20 protein-coding genes are annotated in these 17,280 nt (G+C 48.5%); 3 read left to right on the forward strand and 17 right to left on the reverse strand.

Annotated elements, in window-relative coordinates; translation table 11 throughout:
• Window positions 1-8: 8 nt before the first annotated feature.
• The 9 genes from QP339_RS00230 to QP339_RS00270 form a co-directional block, all read right to left on the reverse strand.
• Window positions 9-1,916: an ABC-F family ATP-binding cassette domain-containing protein gene (locus QP339_RS00230; protein ID WP_284909924.1), complete on the reverse strand. Its 1,908-nt coding sequence runs from the start codon at window positions 1,914-1,916 to the stop codon at window positions 9-11.
• A 317-nt stretch (window positions 1,917-2,233) separates the two neighbouring features.
• Entirely contained in the window at window positions 2,234-3,274 is a 1,041-nt protein-coding gene (gene nrdF, locus QP339_RS00235; protein WP_284878747.1) for a class 1b ribonucleoside-diphosphate reductase subunit beta, read from the reverse strand.
• Between the two features lie 110 nt (window positions 3,275-3,384).
• Entirely contained in the window at window positions 3,385-5,562 is a 2,178-nt protein-coding gene (nrdE, locus tag QP339_RS00240; protein ID WP_284909925.1) for a class 1b ribonucleoside-diphosphate reductase subunit alpha, read from the reverse strand.
• Window positions 5,528-5,920 carry a class Ib ribonucleoside-diphosphate reductase assembly flavoprotein NrdI gene (nrdI, locus tag QP339_RS00245; protein ID WP_067976252.1) on the reverse strand — a complete coding sequence of 131 codons (393 nt, stop codon included), beginning with the start codon at window positions 5,918-5,920 and terminating at the stop codon, window positions 5,528-5,530. The genes nrdE and nrdI overlap by 35 nt, the downstream gene beginning before the upstream one ends.
• A gap of 190 nt (window positions 5,921-6,110) precedes the next feature.
• Window positions 6,111-6,410 carry an ArsR/SmtB family transcription factor gene (locus tag QP339_RS00250; protein ID WP_067976255.1) on the reverse strand — a complete coding sequence of 100 codons (300 nt, stop codon included), beginning with the start codon at window positions 6,408-6,410 and terminating at the stop codon, window positions 6,111-6,113.
• Between the two features lie 77 nt (window positions 6,411-6,487).
• The gene (locus QP339_RS00255; RefSeq protein WP_284909926.1) at window positions 6,488-7,354 is read right to left on the reverse strand and encodes an SIR2 family NAD-dependent protein deacylase; all 867 of its coding nucleotides are present in this window, start codon (window positions 7,352-7,354) and stop codon (window positions 6,488-6,490) included.
• Complete coding sequence (locus QP339_RS00260; RefSeq protein ID WP_284909927.1) at window positions 7,347-8,120, reverse strand: protein-ADP-ribose hydrolase; 774 nt, start codon at window positions 8,118-8,120, stop codon at window positions 7,347-7,349. The genes QP339_RS00255 and QP339_RS00260 overlap by 8 nt, the downstream gene beginning before the upstream one ends.
• Window positions 8,121-8,317: 197 nt before the next feature.
• A complete protein-coding gene (locus QP339_RS00265) occupies window positions 8,318-8,650 on the reverse strand; it encodes a glycine cleavage system H family protein (RefSeq protein ID WP_070619515.1) in 333 nt (110 codons plus the stop codon).
• A 74-nt stretch (window positions 8,651-8,724) separates the two neighbouring features.
• Complete coding sequence (locus QP339_RS00270; protein ID WP_284909928.1) at window positions 8,725-9,735, reverse strand: LLM class flavin-dependent oxidoreductase; 1,011 nt, start codon at window positions 9,733-9,735, stop codon at window positions 8,725-8,727.
• A gap of 224 nt (window positions 9,736-9,959) precedes the next feature.
• On the opposite strand from QP339_RS00270, the gene nth reads away from it, so the two are divergent.
• The gene (gene nth / locus QP339_RS00275) at window positions 9,960-10,595 is read left to right on the forward strand and encodes an endonuclease III (protein ID WP_284909929.1); all 636 of its coding nucleotides are present in this window, start codon (window positions 9,960-9,962) and stop codon (window positions 10,593-10,595) included.
• Window positions 10,596-10,664: 69 nt separating this feature from the next.
• Here the strand turns inward: nth and QP339_RS00280 are convergent, their stop codons facing one another.
• Together QP339_RS00280 and QP339_RS00285 are read right to left on the reverse strand one after the other, a co-directional pair.
• Entirely contained in the window at window positions 10,665-11,153 is a 489-nt protein-coding gene (locus QP339_RS00280; protein ID WP_067976265.1) for a ComE operon protein 2, read from the reverse strand.
• A 70-nt stretch (window positions 11,154-11,223) separates the two neighbouring features.
• Window positions 11,224-11,508: a DUF503 domain-containing protein gene (locus tag QP339_RS00285; RefSeq protein ID WP_284909930.1), complete on the reverse strand. Its 285-nt coding sequence runs from the start codon at window positions 11,506-11,508 to the stop codon at window positions 11,224-11,226.
• 35 nt (window positions 11,509-11,543) lie between these two features.
• Here QP339_RS00285 and QP339_RS00290 point away from each other — a divergent pair, with 35 nt between their 5' ends.
• Complete coding sequence (locus QP339_RS00290; protein ID WP_070619528.1) at window positions 11,544-12,107, forward strand: 5-formyltetrahydrofolate cyclo-ligase; 564 nt, start codon at window positions 11,544-11,546, stop codon at window positions 12,105-12,107.
• On the opposite strand, the gene QP339_RS00295 is transcribed toward QP339_RS00290, so the two are convergent.
• Genes QP339_RS00295 through QP339_RS00305 form a run of 3 tightly spaced genes read right to left on the reverse strand, consistent with a single transcriptional unit; the run spans window position 12,104 to window position 13,937 of the window.
• Window positions 12,104-12,568: an NUDIX domain-containing protein gene (locus QP339_RS00295; RefSeq protein ID WP_083294401.1), complete on the reverse strand. Its 465-nt coding sequence runs from the start codon at window positions 12,566-12,568 to the stop codon at window positions 12,104-12,106. The genes QP339_RS00290 and QP339_RS00295 overlap by 4 nt on opposite strands.
• A 13-nt stretch (window positions 12,569-12,581) precedes the next feature.
• Entirely contained in the window at window positions 12,582-13,070 is a 489-nt protein-coding gene (gene ybaK / locus QP339_RS00300; RefSeq protein WP_070619531.1) for a Cys-tRNA(Pro) deacylase, read from the reverse strand.
• On the reverse strand, window positions 13,071-13,937 hold the full coding sequence (locus tag QP339_RS00305) for an NAD(P)H-hydrate dehydratase (protein ID WP_284909931.1): 867 nt from the start codon (window positions 13,935-13,937) through the stop codon (window positions 13,071-13,073).
• A 110-nt stretch (window positions 13,938-14,047) separates the two neighbouring features.
• On the opposite strand from QP339_RS00305, the gene nrdH reads away from it, so the two are divergent.
• Window positions 14,048-14,269, forward strand: a complete 222-nt coding sequence (gene nrdH / locus QP339_RS00310; RefSeq protein ID WP_070619535.1) for a glutaredoxin-like protein NrdH — start codon at window positions 14,048-14,050, stop codon at window positions 14,267-14,269.
• Window positions 14,270-14,331: 62 nt separating this feature from the next.
• Here nrdH and QP339_RS00315 read toward each other — a convergent pair whose 3' ends face one another.
• From QP339_RS00315 to trpX, 3 genes are read right to left on the reverse strand one after another with little or no spacing between them, the layout of a single operon-like run.
• Window positions 14,332-15,102: an ABC transporter ATP-binding protein gene (locus QP339_RS00315; RefSeq protein ID WP_284909932.1), complete on the reverse strand. Its 771-nt coding sequence runs from the start codon at window positions 15,100-15,102 to the stop codon at window positions 14,332-14,334.
• 4 nt (window positions 15,103-15,106) lie between these two features.
• Window positions 15,107-15,994 carry an ABC transporter permease gene (locus QP339_RS00320; protein ID WP_284909933.1) on the reverse strand — a complete coding sequence of 296 codons (888 nt, stop codon included), beginning with the start codon at window positions 15,992-15,994 and terminating at the stop codon, window positions 15,107-15,109.
• Between the two features lie 2 nt (window positions 15,995-15,996).
• Complete coding sequence (gene trpX, locus QP339_RS00325) at window positions 15,997-17,052, reverse strand: tryptophan ABC transporter substrate-binding protein (protein WP_070619545.1); 1,056 nt, start codon at window positions 17,050-17,052, stop codon at window positions 15,997-15,999.
• Window positions 17,053-17,280 lie beyond the last annotated feature (228 nt).

A 17,280-nucleotide genomic window follows, 5' to 3' on the forward strand; every position in this document is an offset into this window, starting at 1 on the left:
GTCACTCCCTAATAAGTTTTTTCACTGAGATAATCCCAATACGTCATTTGGTCTAAAAGTTCAGCTTCGGTGGTCTCTTTTTCTTTTTGTAAGTCGGCTAATTTCCCATAGTCTGCTCCATTGGCCAACATCTCTTCATCAATGCTTTGGAGTTTGTCTTCTAGTTGACTAATCACCGTTTCGATCTGTTCCCAATCCTTTTTCTCTTGGTAGGTCATCCGGTTTTTGTGGCCTGGCTCCTTTTGTTTTTGAGCTTCTGCTGGCTCCTTGGGTGTTTTTTTGGTCTGGGCTTCCGTCTTGGCCTTGTCCGCTGCCTTAAGCTCTTCTTGATAGTCGCTATAGGAACCGAAGAAGATGTCCGCCTCATGATTATCATCGATGGCCAAGAGTTTGTCGACTACCTTGTCGAGGAAGTAACGGTCGTGGCTGACAGTAAGAACTGCGCCTGGAAAATCTTCTAAATAATCTTCCAGAATCGTCAGGGTCTGGATATCCAGGTCATTGGTCGGCTCGTCTAAGAATAAGACATTGGGCCGGGCCATGAGGATACGCAAGAGATAAAGCCGCTTCTTCTCGCCCCCTGACAGGGATGAAATCTTCACCCCATGCATGGACCGGTCAAAGAGGAAGGTTTCGAGCATTTGGGAGGCACTGAGGGTCTTCCCATCCCGGTAAACATAGTCTTCCGCCTCTTCTTGGATATAAGAAATGACCCGCTTGTCTTCGGGCAAATCGACAGGTACTTGTTGGAAGTAGCCGATTTTTACCGTCTCTCCAATCACAACCTGGCCGAACAAAGGAGGCAAGAGGCCAGCGATGGTGTTCATCAGACTGGTCTTTCCTGCCCCGTTCTCCCCTATAATACCGATTCGGTCCCGGTTCTGGACTAGGAGCTCTAAGTTTTTGACCAGGGGAGCATCTGGCTCATAACCAACTGTTAAATCCTGGCATTCGATGACCTTCTTACCCAAGCGTTCTTGGTCAAAGTCGAAGCTGAGCTTCTGGTCAGGCCCCCGTTGGCCTTTCACTTGGCCTTCCAAGTCCTCAAAGCGGTTAATCCGAGCCTGTTGCTTAGTCGTTCGAGCCTTGGCACCTGTCCGCATCCAGGCTAACTCCTTCTTATAGAGTTGCTTTTGTTTGCGGGCCGTCTCACGTTCTTGCTCGTCCTCGATGGCCTTCTTCTCCAGGTAAGCCTGATAATTGCCTTCGTATTCGCGCAAGTTCCCATGGTCCAAGGCAAAAATACGCCCCACTACCCGGTCCAGGAAGTAACGGTCGTGGGTAATCAAGAGGACCGACCCCTTATAATTAGCTAAATACTTCTCCAACCAGGCAACCATCTCAAAGTCCAGGTGGTTGGTCGGTTCATCGAGAAGGAGGAGGTCCGGTTCTTCAATCAAGGCCTTGGCTAGACCAATCCGCTTACGCTGTCCCCCGCTCAGCTGACGGATGGTTAGGGAGCTATCCGTAAAACCTAACTGATTGAGGACGGTATGGATGGTGGTATCTAATTGCCAGCCATCTTCCGCATTCATAGCCTCTTCCGCCTGGCTAAAGGCAGCTTGGAAGTCTTTATCCTGGGGCGACTGCGCGAGACGATGGGCCGCTTCCTGGTAACGGGCGACAATTTGGACCAAGTGGCTCTCTGAATCATAGACGGCTTCGAAGATCGTGAGGTCTTCATCAAAATCTTCCTCTTGGCTAACCATGGTGACTTTGAAATCTTTGGGGTGTTCCATTTCCCCGCTGTCCAGGCTGTCCACGCCTGCTAAAATACGCATTAAAGTACTTTTTCCTGAGCCGTTGGTTCCAATCAAGCCCACATGGTCCCCACCCCGAATAAGGAAGGAGACATCTGTTAACAGGGGTTTCGCCCCATAAGTTTTATACCAATTTAAGGCCTTGAAATCTTTCATCTATTTCATCGACTCCTTTAAAGTTACTTACATCCTTATAGTTTATCATAAGTTCGGGACTAGGAAGGAAAAATTTTATAAAAGTCCAGGCATGATTAGCCTTTAATACTTCCCTTTCTCCTGCATCCTCCCTCACCCTTTTTAGTCGGGTTCGCAGTTGCAGACTTGAAGTGACTTCACCCAATCGGAACGATCGGCTAAAGCCGCTCTTTTCCGTTTGGGCTCCAGTCATTCAAGTCTGGACGCAACTGCTCACACCCTTTTTTAAACAAAAGAGACCGCGGTTTGATCTTAACCACGATCTCTTAAAGTGTCAATTATTTGCCTTCCTCTTGGGCCTTTTTGCGGGCAGCTTTCTTCGCCTTCCGATAGGCCATACGTTGTTCGCGGCGGGCAGAGGTGGACCACTTGGAGTAGTCTTCGTCTTCCATGGCTTGGACTTCACCTAATAGGTAGCCGTTGCCGACTTGGGAGAAGAAGTCATGATTAGACGTTCCTGTTGAAATCCCATTCATGACGATCGGGTTGACGTCTTCCGCTGTATCTGGGAAGAGCGGGTCAAAGCCTAGGTTCTGCAGGGCCTTATTAGCATTGTAGCGGACGAAAATATTAACATCCTCTGTCCAACCAATTTGGTCATAGACGGCTGAGGTATACTTCATTTCGTTTTCATATAGGTCGTAGAGGAGCTCGAAGGTCCAATTCTTCAACTCTTCTTGTTCTTCTTCGGACAGTTCATTATAGCCTAATTGGAACTTGTAGCCAATATAGGTGCCGTGGACGGACTCATCACGCAAGATCAGCTTGATAATTTCCGCCACATTAGGCAGTTTGCTGTTGCCTAAGTACCAGAGGGGCGCATAGAAACCGGAATAGAAGAGGAAGGATTCCAGTAAGACGCTGGCTGCCTTCTTCTGTAGGCCCGTCCCTGTCCGGTAAACTTGGTTGATCTTTTTTGCCTTATATTGGATCAGTTCATTCTCATTGGTCCAGTCAAAAATCTTATCGATTTCAGACGTGGTATTAAGCGTGATAAAGATCGTGGAATAAGACTTAGCGTGAACAGACTCCATGAAGTGGATATTTGAGAAGACGGCACGCTCTTGCTGGGTCCGAGCGTCTGGTAAGAGGACTAAGGCGCCCTCTTCTGATTGGAGGGTATCCAGGAGGGTTAAGCCCCCGAAGACCTTGTCGACCACATCTTGCTCAGCAGCAGACAGCCGACGCCAGTCATCCAGGTCGTTGGAGACGGGGATCCGGGTGTCCAGCCAGAATTGTTCCGTAAGCTTCTCCCAGGTCAGCTTGTCGACCATGTCTTCAATGCTGTCCCAGTTAATGGCCTTGTAGTATTTACCCAGGTCCGGGTCAGCTTGGTCCGTCCCATCCCACAAGTTTTGTTGCCAATTATCTTTTGAATTTATATAGAGATTGTTATCAATTTGTCCCATTTTGACCTCCTTAACTGTTCTTAAATAGAGCAGGATTCACAGTAATTGCTGCCGATTTCATCGCCATCGTCGGTAAAGGTTCGGATATAGTAGATGGACTTGATACCCTGATTCCAAGCATAATTGCGCAAGATATTTAAGTCCCGCGTGGTCAGCTTGTGGTCGTTCGGATCTTTCCAAGGATAGAGGCCGGAAGGAATGTCTGAGCGCATGAAGAGGGTCATGGACATACCTTGGTCCACATGCTCTTGGGCGGCAGCATAAACGTCGATCACCTTCCGCATATCCAGGTCATAGGCGGACTCATAGTATTGGATATTGTCATTGGAGAGCTGGGGGGCTGGGTAATAGGTCTTCCCAGTCTTCTTTTCTTGCCGCTCTTCAATTAGACGGATAATCGGCTGCAAGCTAGCGCTGGTTTCATTGACATAGGAAATGGAACCTGTTGGCGCAACAGCTAGACGATAAGCGTGGTAGAGACCATCTCGCATCACGTCATCGCGCAAGGCTTGCCAGTCTTCCTTGCTTGGTAGCGGTACCTTAGCCATGATTTGAGCCACTTTATCGGATTCATAATGGAAGTCTTCTTCGATATATGGCTCGAAATAAGACCCATCCGCATAAGTGGAGTTTTCGAAGTTGGCGAAGCGTTGGCCACGCTCAGCTGCAATCTTATGGCTGGCTTTGAGGGACCAGTAGTTGAGGGCGTAGAAATAAGCCTCCGTTAATTCGAGCGATTCATCTGACCCGTAATAAATGTGGTTGATGGCAAAGAGGGTATGGAGCCCCATAGCCCCTAGACCAATGGTGTGGTACATCTGGTTGCCGTTTTGGATGGATGGGACGGCCTCAATATCGGTGCTGTCGGTCACAAAGGTCAGCCCTCGAACAGCTGTTTCTACAGATCGAGCAAAGTCATCCGACTCGACCATGTTCACCATATTGGTTGATCCTAAGTTACAGGAAATATCGGTGCCTAAGTGGTCATAGAGCTGCTCATCATTAATCTTCGAAGGTTCTTGGATCTGTAAAATTTCTGAGCATAGGTTGGACATCACAATCGTTCCATCGATAGGGTTGGCTTCATTGGCCGTATCGATATTAACAATATAAGGGTAGCCAGATTCTTGTTGGAGTTTGGAAATTTCATTCTCTAATTCCCGAGCCCGGATCCGATACTTGCGGACCTCTGGATGGTGAACAAGTTGGTCATACTCCTCTGTAATATTGACATAGGAGAAAGGCTTGCCATAAATCCGTTCCACATCGTAGGGACTGAAGAGGTACATGTCATCATCAGCTGCTACGAGTTCATAGAATTTGTCTGGAACCGTAATGCCTAGGGATAAGGTCTTCACCCGAATTTTTTCATCCGCATTCTCCTTCTTGGTGGAGAGGAAGCGGACAATATCAGGATGGAAGACATTCAGGTAAACCACCCCGGCTCCGTTTCTTTGCCCTAATTGGTTAGCATAACTGAAGCAGTCTTCGAATAATTTCATAACGGGAACGACCCCTGAAGCCGCATTTTCAATCTTCTTGATGGGAGCCCCTTCTTCACGGAGGTTGCTGAGGTTGATTCCTACCCCACCCCCGCGCTTGGAGAGTTGCAAGGCGGAATTGATGCCCCGGCCGATCGAATTCATGTCATCGGTTAGTTGGATCAGGAAACAAGAGACCATCTCCCCCCGGCGCTTACGTCCGGCATTGAGGAAGGTTGGGGTTGCAGGCTGGAAGCGCTGGGAGAGGATCTCATCACAGAGCTTACGAGCCAGGTCTTCATCCCCGTTGGCTAGGTAGAGGGCATTATAAACGACCCGGTCCTCATAGCGTTCCAAATAGCGTTCGCCATCATCGGTCTTCATGGCATACTGGGTATAGAACTTATAGGCCCCCATGAAGGATCGGAAGCGGAACTTACGGTCATAGGCGTCCTGCATCAGTTGGTAGATAAAGTTCCGGTCATACTTGTTGATGAAACTTTCATCCAGATAGTCATGGTCAATCAGGTAGCGGATCTTCTCTTCGAAGGTATAGAAGAAAACCGTATTAGGGTTGACATGCTCCAAGAAAAAAGCCCGGACAGCTTCTTTATCTTTTTCGAGCGGGATCTTGTTATCGATTGGGATATTTAATTCGTTGTTTAACTTATAGTAGGTAATTTCATTTGGTTCGTTGGATACTTGTGGATTCTTCAATTTCTTTCGCCAACTCCTTTACTTTTTCTACATCGTGGGAATTGCCCATAAATTCAAAGGTGTGTAAGAGGGGCAGGTCATAGTCCATAGCCAGATCTTTTGCGGTGAAGCAGAAGAGGTCATTAAAATTCAGATTACCTCCTCCAATGACGCCCTGGCAATAGGACAGGTTGTCCCCTGTTTCAATGAAATCATTCATGATATCAGTCACTTCGATTTCGTAAGTGGGAACAATCATAAGATAGGGTTGGTCCACCGTGGTAAAAGCATTGTGGTCTGTGATTTCTAGCGAAGGCAAGCCGAGCTTTTCAACAAAGCGGCGGGTATTGCCTACCAGAGACATGTAGACGATTAACATCAAATCCCTCCTTTTTCAATAGTCCTATCATACGTCAGGAGCTCTTTGGAATTCAAGTTAATCAACTCCATATCTTGAATTCTAATTTAATTCTCACACAAGATATAGTATGACATGGGGAATCAGCCCCAAAATAAAAATAAGGGCCAAAAGAAAAAACACAGATCTTGTATCTCTTGCCCCTTATCCTTTATTCTTCACACATATGTTCAATGGCCTGACTGATGATTTCATAAACGTGGTCGTCGGCCTGGCTGTAATAAACTGACCGCTTGTCACGTCTGGATTTTAACAGCTTGCTTTCTCTGAGGACCTGTAGTTGGTGGGAAATGGCTGATTGCTCCATATCGAGCGCTTGCGCAATTTCCGTCACGTTCAATTCTCGTCCCTTAAGTAGGTAAAGGATGGAGAAGCGTGTTTGGTCCCCAATCACCTTAAAAAACTTGGTCACCTGCTGTTTCACTTCAGGACTTAATTCAGATTTTTCCATAGCACCGCCTCCTCAAATCGTAATCATTCTTATTTTATACGATAAAAGTGATTGATACAATACCTTTTCCCTTCTTCTTACATATTGGCGAAAGTTTGGGCTAAGTCATCACTCAAACGCAGGCTCTGGTCAGCCAGTTCGGACGGAATATGATAGGGTTTCTGGTTCATCATCACATAGAGGGCTTGTGGATTATCCAGGGTTTCTTCTTGGAAGGGTTCGCGAATCAATTCGGGAGTGGTATGGCCGATACCAATCTCCAAGTAAAGCACCTTTTTCCCTTCATTGGCAGCTAAGAAGTCCGTATAAGCCGCTTCTTGTTCATGCCAATGGGCGTCCTCGACCATGCCTCGGACTGTGTCACGCTTGTTAATTTCCAGGGGTGCCCCACAATTTGGGCAGTAAGGAATCAGTTCGCTAGGCACCTTCATATCTTCTTGACGGTCAACCATCTCGCGGATCATATCATCATCGCGGTAGGTCACATCCTGGCACTGCTTGGAACATTGGAAGAGGACGTACTTGCCCTGGTAGTAGAAAACCTTGTCCAGGTCAAAGCCCGCTGCTTCAAAGGCATTATCCGCATTGGAGGTAATGATGTGGTAGTTTTTATCTGCTAGGAGATCTTTTAATTTGAGATAGGAAGCCCCAGCTTCTTGGTCTAAGCCGTTAAGTTTAACAAAGCGGCTCTGGAAGGCCCAGTACTCTTCTAAGGACTCAAAATCATTTAAAAAAGCTTGGAGCATGTCAAAAAGTCCATATTTAGCGATAAAGTCAGGAAAATTCTCCTTAAAACGAGGGCCCACATAGGTAAAACCATCCGCAGCTGACATCCCTGCTCCAATTCCAATCACCAGAGCCTCGGCTTCCTTAAAGAGCTCAGCCAGTAATTCTGATTCGGACTTTTCTTCTGCGCCCTGGAGCGCTTTCCAAATTTTATTCATCGTTTTCCTCCCCTAATAGTTGACGGTAAATCTGGGCAGCCTCATCGCTAAAAACATTGAAGATGACCTTGAGTCGAGATGGGTGCTCATCTAGGTAAGCGGTCACCGTATGAATGGCAATCTGGGCAGCTTCTTCGCTTGGAAAGGCAAACTGCCCCGTGGCAATGCAAGGGAAGGCGATACAGTCTAGTCCTTCCCGCTCAGCGACTTCTAAGCAAGACCGGTAGCACTTGGCCAGGAGCTGACGGCGGATAGGCGTCACTCGACCATCTTGGATCACAGGGCCTACCGTATGGATTATGTAGCGACTGGGTAAGTGGTGGGCGGACGTTAGCTTGGCCTTGCCGGCAGCTTCCAAGCGCCCCTGTTTAGCCATCAGGTCTTGGCATTCTAAACGCAAGGCAGTCCCAGCATAGCTATGGATGACATTATCGATGCAGGCATGACCAGGAATGAAGCAACCCAAGAGTTGAGAATTGGCGGCATTGACAATCCCATCCACTGCTAACTGGCAAATATCCCCTTGCCAGAGAGCTAAGGGCCCCCAAGTCTCAGCCATGTCCGTCCAGTCATAATGCGGCTTGGCCTGGTTAATGACATCGAGCACCTGGCCTTCCGCCTCCAGGTAGTCTGAGCTGATGGGTTGTGCTGGCCGGGTATTGACTAGGCTACGGTATTGGTCAAAACTTGGTAAAGCAGGGTCCAAGTCAAAATCCGGACGTTCGGCCTGGAGATACTTAATCAAAGCTGGCAAACTGGCTTCCATAAAAGTCCCCTCCTCTTCTTCAATCAGTAAAGGGGCAAGGTGAAGGCCCCGCCACCTCATAAATCGTTAATATGCAAAAGCTAATCCAAAAGTCAACCCTGGCATCCACTTCCAAAATGGCTAGACGATTGTCTAAGAGCAATCCGCCAGCATTTCTTCTCGTAGTCCAGGGTTTAACGACTTTTATCATAGGCTAATTAGGCGTCTTCTAAGCCCGCAAAGGCTTCTTCATCAACATCTGTTAATTTAAGCAACCAATTTTCTTCTGACTTGGCTGAGTTTAAGAGTTCCGCTTGGTCTTCAGCCGCCGTATTCTTTTCTACGACCTTACCAGCTAATGGACTTTGGATTTCCATCACGGTTTTTGAAGCCTCGATATTGGCGATAGGGTCATCTTTTTCTAAGTGGTCTTCGCTAGTGAATTCAACGAAGCCAACGGTGCCGACATCATCTTGTAGTTCAGGGGTCATAGAAACGACATAATTAGCGCCGTCTTTTTCGATAAATAAGAAATTTGCACGTTTTTTCATTCTAATACCTCCAAGTTAAAACTTACTTTATCATGATAACATATTTTCCCAAATAATGGGACCCTTTGCCTGCTTTACTTGATCAGGGCCTCAGCTAGCAACTCTAAGCTCTTGGTCCGGTTATCAAAGCCGGGCACTAAGGGAATCAAAAGGGCCTCATCGGCGTTTAAGCGGCGGTTCCAATCGGCGATTTCGGCGCTTACCTGGTCAATTCCTCCCGTAATCATGCGCTTGCGGTTCTCCTTCATGGCCTGGCTTTGGTCCGCTGTTGCTTCAAAGGACTGGCTGCTAGCGATGGAGGGAAAACGGTCATAATAGCGGAAATTATCTTGACCCAAGAGCCACCAGTCCAAAGCTTGAGCTAGGTCTTCGGCATGGTCAGGGTCGTCTGCCACGGCGACAAAGGCGGCATACATCACCCGGGGCTCGGCTGTTGCCTTGGAGGGCTTGAAGTTATCCCGGTAAGCAGCCACCGCCTCTTCCGCAATTTCTAAGACATTATCCCGGGCAAAGGGGAAGATCCCAAAGCAATAGGCAAGCCCCAAGCGTCCCGCTAATTTGGCATTGTCTACGCTTGAGGAGAGGATCCACATCTCTAAATCTTCTCCGATTGTCGGATTGGCCTTGAGATCATTGAAGCGGTGGTCGGTCTGGTCCTCATCAGTCATATACTTATAGAGGTCCTTGATGGCCTGTTCGTAAGAGAGCTCCCCTTCTTGATATTCATTCATCACCTTGGCAATTTGGGGCACGCTCTTATTGTTACCGAAGCCTAAATCAATCCGCCCCGGATGGTAGGCCGCTAAGACCTTGAAATTTTCCGCAACCTTGTAGGGACTGTAATGAGGAAGCATCACGCCACCTGACCCAATATGAATGCTTTTGGTCCGGTCCGCCAGGCGCATCATAATCACTTCCGGGCTAGAGGAAGCGAAGGCGGGGATATTGTGGTGTTCAGCCACCCAGAAGCGTTGATAGCCCAAGTCTTCAGCTAGCTCGGCCAATTCTTCCGTATGGGCTAAGGCCTCAACCGCACTCTCCCCTTCATCCATTACTGCATAGTCTAAGATACTATATTCCGTCATCTCGGAACTCCTTTCTTTAACCAACATGTCTTTCTTCTAATTTATGACGAAAGCGAATACATGTCAATTTTTGCCAAGGGTCTTTCCTCAAAAAATTCTTCTTTGGACTAGAAAAGCTTGGTATTTATACATTTATTGTTCATATAAAAGTACAATAATTGAATAGCAACCGTTTTCTTTAAAACTATGATAAAATAAGAGCAACTCGTTAAAGGAGGTGTACTATGTTAACTGACCAATGTGCCCGTCAGGTTCTAAGAGAGATTATTGCCCTCTATCCTGACGTGGAAACCGCCCTTGATTATCAAAATCCTTTTGAATTATTGGTAGCTGTGATCCTGAGCGCCCAGACAACAGACGTCCAGGTCAATAAGGTCACCCCTGCCCTCTTTGCGGCCTATCCTGATCCAGAAAGCCTGAGCCAGGCGAAGGAAGATGATGTGGCGGACTATATCAACCGGATTGGCCTCTACCGCAACAAATCCAAATACCTGGTCGCCTGCGCCAAGATGCTGGTGGAAGATTTTGATGGGAAGGTGCCCCAGAACCGTAAAGACCTGGAGAAACTGCCAGGTGTTGGACGGAAAACTGCCAATGTCGTCTTAAGTATTGCCTTTGATATCCCCGCCTTTGCGGTGGATACCCATGTGACCCGGGTCTGCAAGCACCACGGGATCGTCGCCCAAGATGCCAGTGTCAGAGAGATTGAGGACCGGGTGACCAGCCTCTTGGCCCCTAGTGAGTGGACCCAGGCCCACCAAGCCTTGATCTACTTTGGCCGCAATATCTGCCATCCCAAAAATCCTGACTGCCGGGACTATCCCCAACTCTACCAATGCCTAGATGAAAAAAATGCATAAGAAAGGTGAATGGCCTCGCCTGGATGCATATAAAGCCAGGAATTTCCTCACAATAAAAGCAGCCAGCCCTTAGTCTGTCTGCTTGAGATTTTTTTGGTGTTGCTGGCCCACTTCCTTAAAGAAGCCCTCTTCGAGCTGGACTTCCTGGTAGGCGATTCCCGCTTGGTCCAGGAGATGGAGGGCATAAGGATGGTTGTGGTAGTTATACAAGTAATAGATCTTCGAAATGCCAGCCTGGATGATGGCCTTGCTGCACTGGAGGCAGGGGAAGTGGGAGACGTAGATTTCAGCCCCAGCTGTCGGAGCCCCGAATTTGGCGCACTGGAGTAAGGCGTTCATCTCGGCGTGGATGGTTCGCACACAGTGGCCGTCTTCCATATAACAGCCTTCATCGAGGCAGTGGACCTCACCGGAAACGGAGCCGTTATAGCCTCCCGAAATAATCCGCTTGTCTCGAACGATAACGGCGCCCACCATTAAACGCTGGCAGGTTGAGCGCATGGATAGCATTAGGCTCTGCGCCAGGAAGTATTGGTCCCAAGGGATGCGGTTACTCATGATTTTTTCTCCTTTTCTCTTATGAGCGTGTGACAAAAGTCATTAGGCCTGAATCAGCAGAAACTTTTTTCTAGACCCCTTCATACCAGTCACAGGCGACGATTTCAATAGGATAGGTCATTTCGACTTCTTCTTTTAACTGGAGGAGGCGGTTGCGAGTCTTACTGTAAGTATTAGATACTAAAGCAAAGCCCAGACTCATGAAGTGGTGGTCGTCTAAGTGAGCAATTTCAGCAGCTGATACCCCATAGTTTCGCTGGCAGCGTTGAATGATACTCTTGACCAATCGCCGCTTGTCTTTGAGTGACTGGATGCCGGATAAGCGACAGGTCAATTCAAAAGCTAGTACGTACATTGTGATCCTTTCTAGAATTAACAGGAGGTTATTTTATGTTAAGCAAAAAAGAACTGCGTAAAGCCGTCAAAGCCAAACGTCAAGAACTGAGTCCCGAATACTATGCTTCGGCCAGTCAGAAAATTACGAACCGCCTCATTAAAAGCGAGACCTACCAAGAGGCCCAATGCATCTTCACCTTCCTGACCATGCCCCGGGAATTTGATACCGAAGCGCTCATCCGTCAGGCCTGGCAGGATGGGAAAACCATTGTCGTTCCCCGGGTGGAAAGTATGGGGCAGATGAGCCTACGCCGCTATGACCAAGGCGATGAACTGATTATGAGTAACTTAAATATCGAAGAACCCAGCCCCGAAGCGGAGATTGTTCCTCTTGAAAACATTGACTGGGTAACCCTGCCCTGCATGACCTGCAATCCTAAAGGCGAACGCTTAGGCTATGGGGGCGGCTTCTATGATCGCTTCTTGGCCCAATACCAAGGGAAGATCAGTCTCCCCTACTTCGAGGAATTAATGGTGGACGAAATACCTATGGCCCCCCACGACCACCTAGTCCCCCATATAGTTACGGAAAAGGCTGAATACTTCCCTGGCCGCTAGTCTTCGTAAGCGTCGAAGTCCACTTCCACATAGGTCTGACCTGTCCTTAAGGCCTCTAAAGCGAGCTTGCGGTCCTTGACCAAGGGGCTAGGCAGGTCGTCCAAGGGGAACCAGTCTAAAGCGTCATGCTTTTGCGCTTCCAAGATGTGAGGCTGGCCTTGAAAATGCTGGCTGGTAAAGAAAATATTATAATAAGTCGTGTCTTGGCTAATGCGATTGTGGCTGAGGAGGACAAAGTCGAGATCATCGACATGAAGGTCGATGCCGATTTCTTCTTTGGCTTCCCTCACAATGGCTTGGCGGACACTTTCAGCTGCTTCAACATGACCACTAATGAGGTCCCATTGTTGGGGCAGCATTTTTGTATTGGCCCGGTGCTGGAGGAGGACTTCCCTTTGTCCTTCGCACTCGCGTGTTAGGATGAGGATGCCCGCACTGGGCGATAGATGATGATTTGACATAGTTTCCCTCTTTCTATTCATCGCGGCTAAGCGCATGGAATTCCGCCTGAACTAAGCTGGCCAAGTCCCTAGGCGCAAGGCCCAACTGGAAGCCACGCTTGCCGGCACTGACATAAATCATATCATAAGCTAGGCTAGATTGGTCAATATAGGTTGGAAAGAGCTGTTTCATGCCAACTGGCGAACAGCCCCCGCGAACATAGCCGGTCACTTTGAGCAGATCCTGTAAGGGTAAAAGTTCCAATTTCTTGACACCAGCAATCCGGGCACAGTGCTTGAGGTCCAATTCTTCTAGAATCGGAAGGACAAAGACATAGTGGTCCCGAGGATTGGCCTGGCAGACAATGGTCTTATACATCTGCTCAGCCGGCAGGTCGGAATGCTTGGCGGCGTCCCGTCCCGACAGGTGGTTTTCATCGTAGTCGTATTCATGCTGTTCATAAGTTATCCCCGCTTGTTCGACCATGCGGATAGCATTAGTTTTCTTGTGTTTCTTTCCCATTTAGACTCCCTTCTTCCGACTTAAATCCCGCATAAAGGCTGATAAGCCCGCCGCAATGGCGCTGGGCCGGACCACATAATGGTCCTGGTAAATCTGGTCAGCCAAGGCGCTGTGGCAGTAAAGGACACTCAAGATAGCCCCTGCCAAGTCATCCTGACTCTGGCCGATAAAGGCAGCCATCATACCAGCCAGGGTATCCCCCGACCCGCCGACCGCCATGCCAGGATTACCGCAAGTGTTCTGGTAATAGGCAGTCTGGCCCGGCAGGTAGACTTGGCTGGCCTCACTCTTCTTAACCAAATAGACTTGGTAGCGGTCGCACCAGGCCTGGACGCTGACTGGATCGGCCTTGGGCTCGGAAATCCCATAGAGCCGACCCCATTCGCCAGGATGAGGGGTTAGAATCAGCTGCTTAAATTCTTTTAAGCGAGCGACCTGGTCTTTGATATCTGCCGCCAGCATAGTTAGGGCATCCCCGTCAATAATAAGGGGCTTGGTCCGGGCTTCTTGGTAGAGAAGCTGGCTGATGCGTCGCCAGCGGTAGAGTGACCGCCCCATACCTGGCCCGACGAGGATAACTTCGCTGCTTTCAAGGGCGGCTTGGACTTGTTTTACGTCTGACCAGTCGACCACCATTAATTCAGGCTGGCTGGCATGGATAGCAGGCACATTCACCGGATCAGTGGCTATCGTGATTAGACCTGCACCCCCAGCTAGGGCCGCTTGACCCGCCATCTGGATAGCGCCCCCCATATTTGCGTTGCCTCCAATTAAGAGCAGGCGCCCATAAGAGCCCTTATAGGAGTGACGGGGCCGCTGGGGCAGCCAATCGACCACCCGTTTTTCTGTAATTTTTATGGCTTGCATTGGCTTCAACCCTCCTTGATTTTTTATAAAAGCTATATCTTGTATCTCCTATGATTCTATGATACTATATCTAGGCGAAAAGAAAAAGATGGATTGAAAGGATGACGGAAATGGTCAAAGTATATTCTAAACCTAATTGCATGCAATGTAAATTTACAAAGAAATTTTTAGACGAACATGGGGTAGCCTTCGAAATGATCGATGTTACTGAATCCGAAGCCGCTCTAGAAGAAGTCAAGGCCCTTGGCTTCCAAGCCCTACCGGTGATCGTAGCGGATGGCGAAGAACCCTTCTACGGCTTCCGCCCAGATATCTTAGCAAAATTTGCCTAAGCCCAATACAAAAGCCCTCTGACAATCGGTCAGTGGGCTTTTTGAATGATGTGAAAAGTCTTTTACTGGTTGATCTCTTCCATCAAACTATAGAGTTGGGTTGGGTTGAGGGCTTCTTTTTCCGCTTGGCTGAAGTCGCGGATGATATGCCCGCGGTCCATTAAGATCATGCGGTTGCCGTATGTTAAGGCGTCTTGGAGGTTGTGGGTGATCATCAGGGCCGTCAAGTTTTCCTGGGAGACTTGTTGGGCGGTAATCTCTAGGATTCGCCGTGAGGTCTTGGGGTCCAAGGCAGCCGTATGTTCGTCCAGTAAGAGGAGCTTCGGCTTCACGATAGTTGCCATCAACAAGGCGACAGACTGACGTTGGCCCCCTGAGAGCAGGCCAATCTCCGCTTCCAAGCGTTCATCCAAACCTAGGCCTAATTGTTTGAGGAGTGCCTGATACTTGCTTTGCTTGTCTTGGTCCAAGGCCAATTGTAAGCCCCGGGTCTGTCCCCGCTTCTCAGCCAAGGCCAGGTTCTCTTCCACTGTCATCCGCGGTGCCGTCCCCATCTTAGGATCTTGGAAGACCCGGGAAATATAGGCCGCTCGCTCGATGTCCGAAGTGTCCGTGATGTCCTCCCCTTCCAGAAGGATCTGTCCAGCATCCAGATCAAAAGTCCCAGCTATAGCATTAAGGAGAGTGGACTTCCCTGCTCCGTTGCCCCCAATGATCGTGATGAAGTCCCCGCCTTCAATCGTGAGATTCAAATCATCCAAGGCATAGAATTCATCCGGTGTATGGGGATTGAAGCGTTTGTCTACGTTTTTAAGCTCTAATAAGTGCGTCATTGGTCTACCCCTTTCTACTTTGACGACTGCTGCGGTTAAAGGACTTGTGAAGTTTAGGAATGGCTAGGCAGAGACCTACGATAATCGCAGAGAAGAGTTTAAAATCATCTGCATTAAAGTTAAGCATGAGCACCAGACTTAAGAGTAAGCGGTAGATGATCGAACCCGCTACAATCGTGATGAAACGGGTGGTCAGGCTGACATTTTTGAAGATGACCTCGCCGATAATAATGGAGGCCAGGCCGATAACCACAGTCCCAATCCCCATAGAGATATCCGCATAACCGTTGTCGGTCGCCACCAAGAGGCCGGAAGCGGCAATCAAACCATTGGCCAGCATGTAGCCTAACATGGTCATTTCATTGCTGTCGATTCCCACGGCCCGGGCCATGTGAACATTGTCCCCAGTCGCAATCAGCGCCTGGCCCAGGTCGGTCTTGAAGAAGTATGCCATCAGGGCAATAACGATGGCTACAATGACACTCCCTATCAGGATGGTATCTACATTTCGAGGGAGAGCTAGCCCACTCAGCATGGTCTTGAAGGTTTCTTGGCCACTCAAGCTGAGATTGGCCTGGCCCATCATCTTCAGGTTGATGGAATAAAGACCAGTCATAGTAATAATCCCTGACAGGAGGGGGTTGATGTCTAGCTTAGTGACAAGGAGGGCTGTGATGGCCCCCGCTGCCATACCGGCTAGAAAGCCAATCAATAAGGCAAGGATGGGGTTGAGACCGAAATGGATCATCTGAACCCCAATGGCTGCCCCTAGAGTAAAGGAACCTTCTGTCGTCATATCAGGGGCGTTTAGGATCCGGAAACTAATATAGATGCCCAGACCCATAACGGCCCAGATCACGCCTTGTGATAAGGCAGAAATAATCATATCCATGCTTAGTGCCCTCCTTCATTAACATCGCTTGCTTTTTCAAGGACGGAATCAGGCAATTTAATCCCTAATTGGTCGGCCTTTTCTTTATTGACATAGGTATCTGTCTTATCTGTAAAGACGATCGGATGGTCAGCTGGACTCTGGCCATCCATGAGGTCAGCGGTGACATTGGCTGTATCGACCCCTAATTGGTATTGGTTGATGCCGACTGTTGCCAGGCCCCCGTCCTTAACCATGGTATCTACAACCGGGAAGACAGGAATGCCCTTGCTGTCGGTAGCAGCAATCAGAGTCGGCATAGACGAAGCAATCGAGTTATCATTTGGGACCCAGATGGCATCCACATCATTGGCTAATTGTTCGGCGACTTGGGCTAAATCGTTAGTGGAATTGATGGTCGCTTCTTTAACCTCATAGCCCATGTCTGCAGCGACTTCTTTGGCCAAAGCTACATTGGCGTGAGAGTTGGTTTCGGAAGAATTGTAGATAATGCCGATGGTTTTGGCCTCAGGAAGGATTTCTTGAATCAGTCTAAATTGTTCTTTAACCGGTGGAATATCAGAAACTCCGGTGATGTTAGCCCCTGGTTTCTCGTAATTTTCCACTAAACCAGCGGACTTAGGATTGGCAACGGCCCCCATAACAACCGGCACGTTCCCTTCTGCTGCATTGGCCAAGGCCTGGGCAGCCGGGGTTGCAATCCCTACTAGGTAGTCCGCGTCATCGGCAATAAATTTATCCGAAATCATTTTTAAGTTATTTTGGTCACCCTGGCCGTTTTGGTAGTCAATATGGATGTTTTCCCCATCCACATACCCCCGCTTGGCCAGTTGGTCATAGAAGCCTTGGCGGATTTGGTCCAGGGCGGGATGGTCCATGAGTTGGAGCAGGCCTACCTTCAAGTCTTCATCTAAGGCCTTAGCCGTCACGGCCTGGTTCCCCGAATTAGTCTTAGGTGCTTGAGCGGCCTTATTTTTCTCGATAAGCGTTGGCATAGCTAGAAATAATACCATCAAGGCAGCAATCAAGAAACTGCCTAAAGCTGTAAATCGTTTCATTTCTTCTTTCCTCCTTATTAAAAATAAAAAACCTCCAGCTAAAGCAGAAGCTGCAGGTCCATAGAAAAACCCGCACAGACATAAAGTCACTCTTTATGCGTCTATGCGGGTACTCAAAATTGTCTTGTTATCACACCGCACAGATACAGCCTCAGTTGTCTGAAGTTGTATCTATTGCTTTAACAGTAATAAATACAACTAAGCCGTGCGGATTTGCCAAGCTCTAAG

Origin of the sequence: Aerococcus sp. UMB7834 (assembly GCF_030215145.1) — a bacterium.
Lineage (GTDB): Bacteria > Bacillota > Bacilli > Lactobacillales > Aerococcaceae > Aerococcus.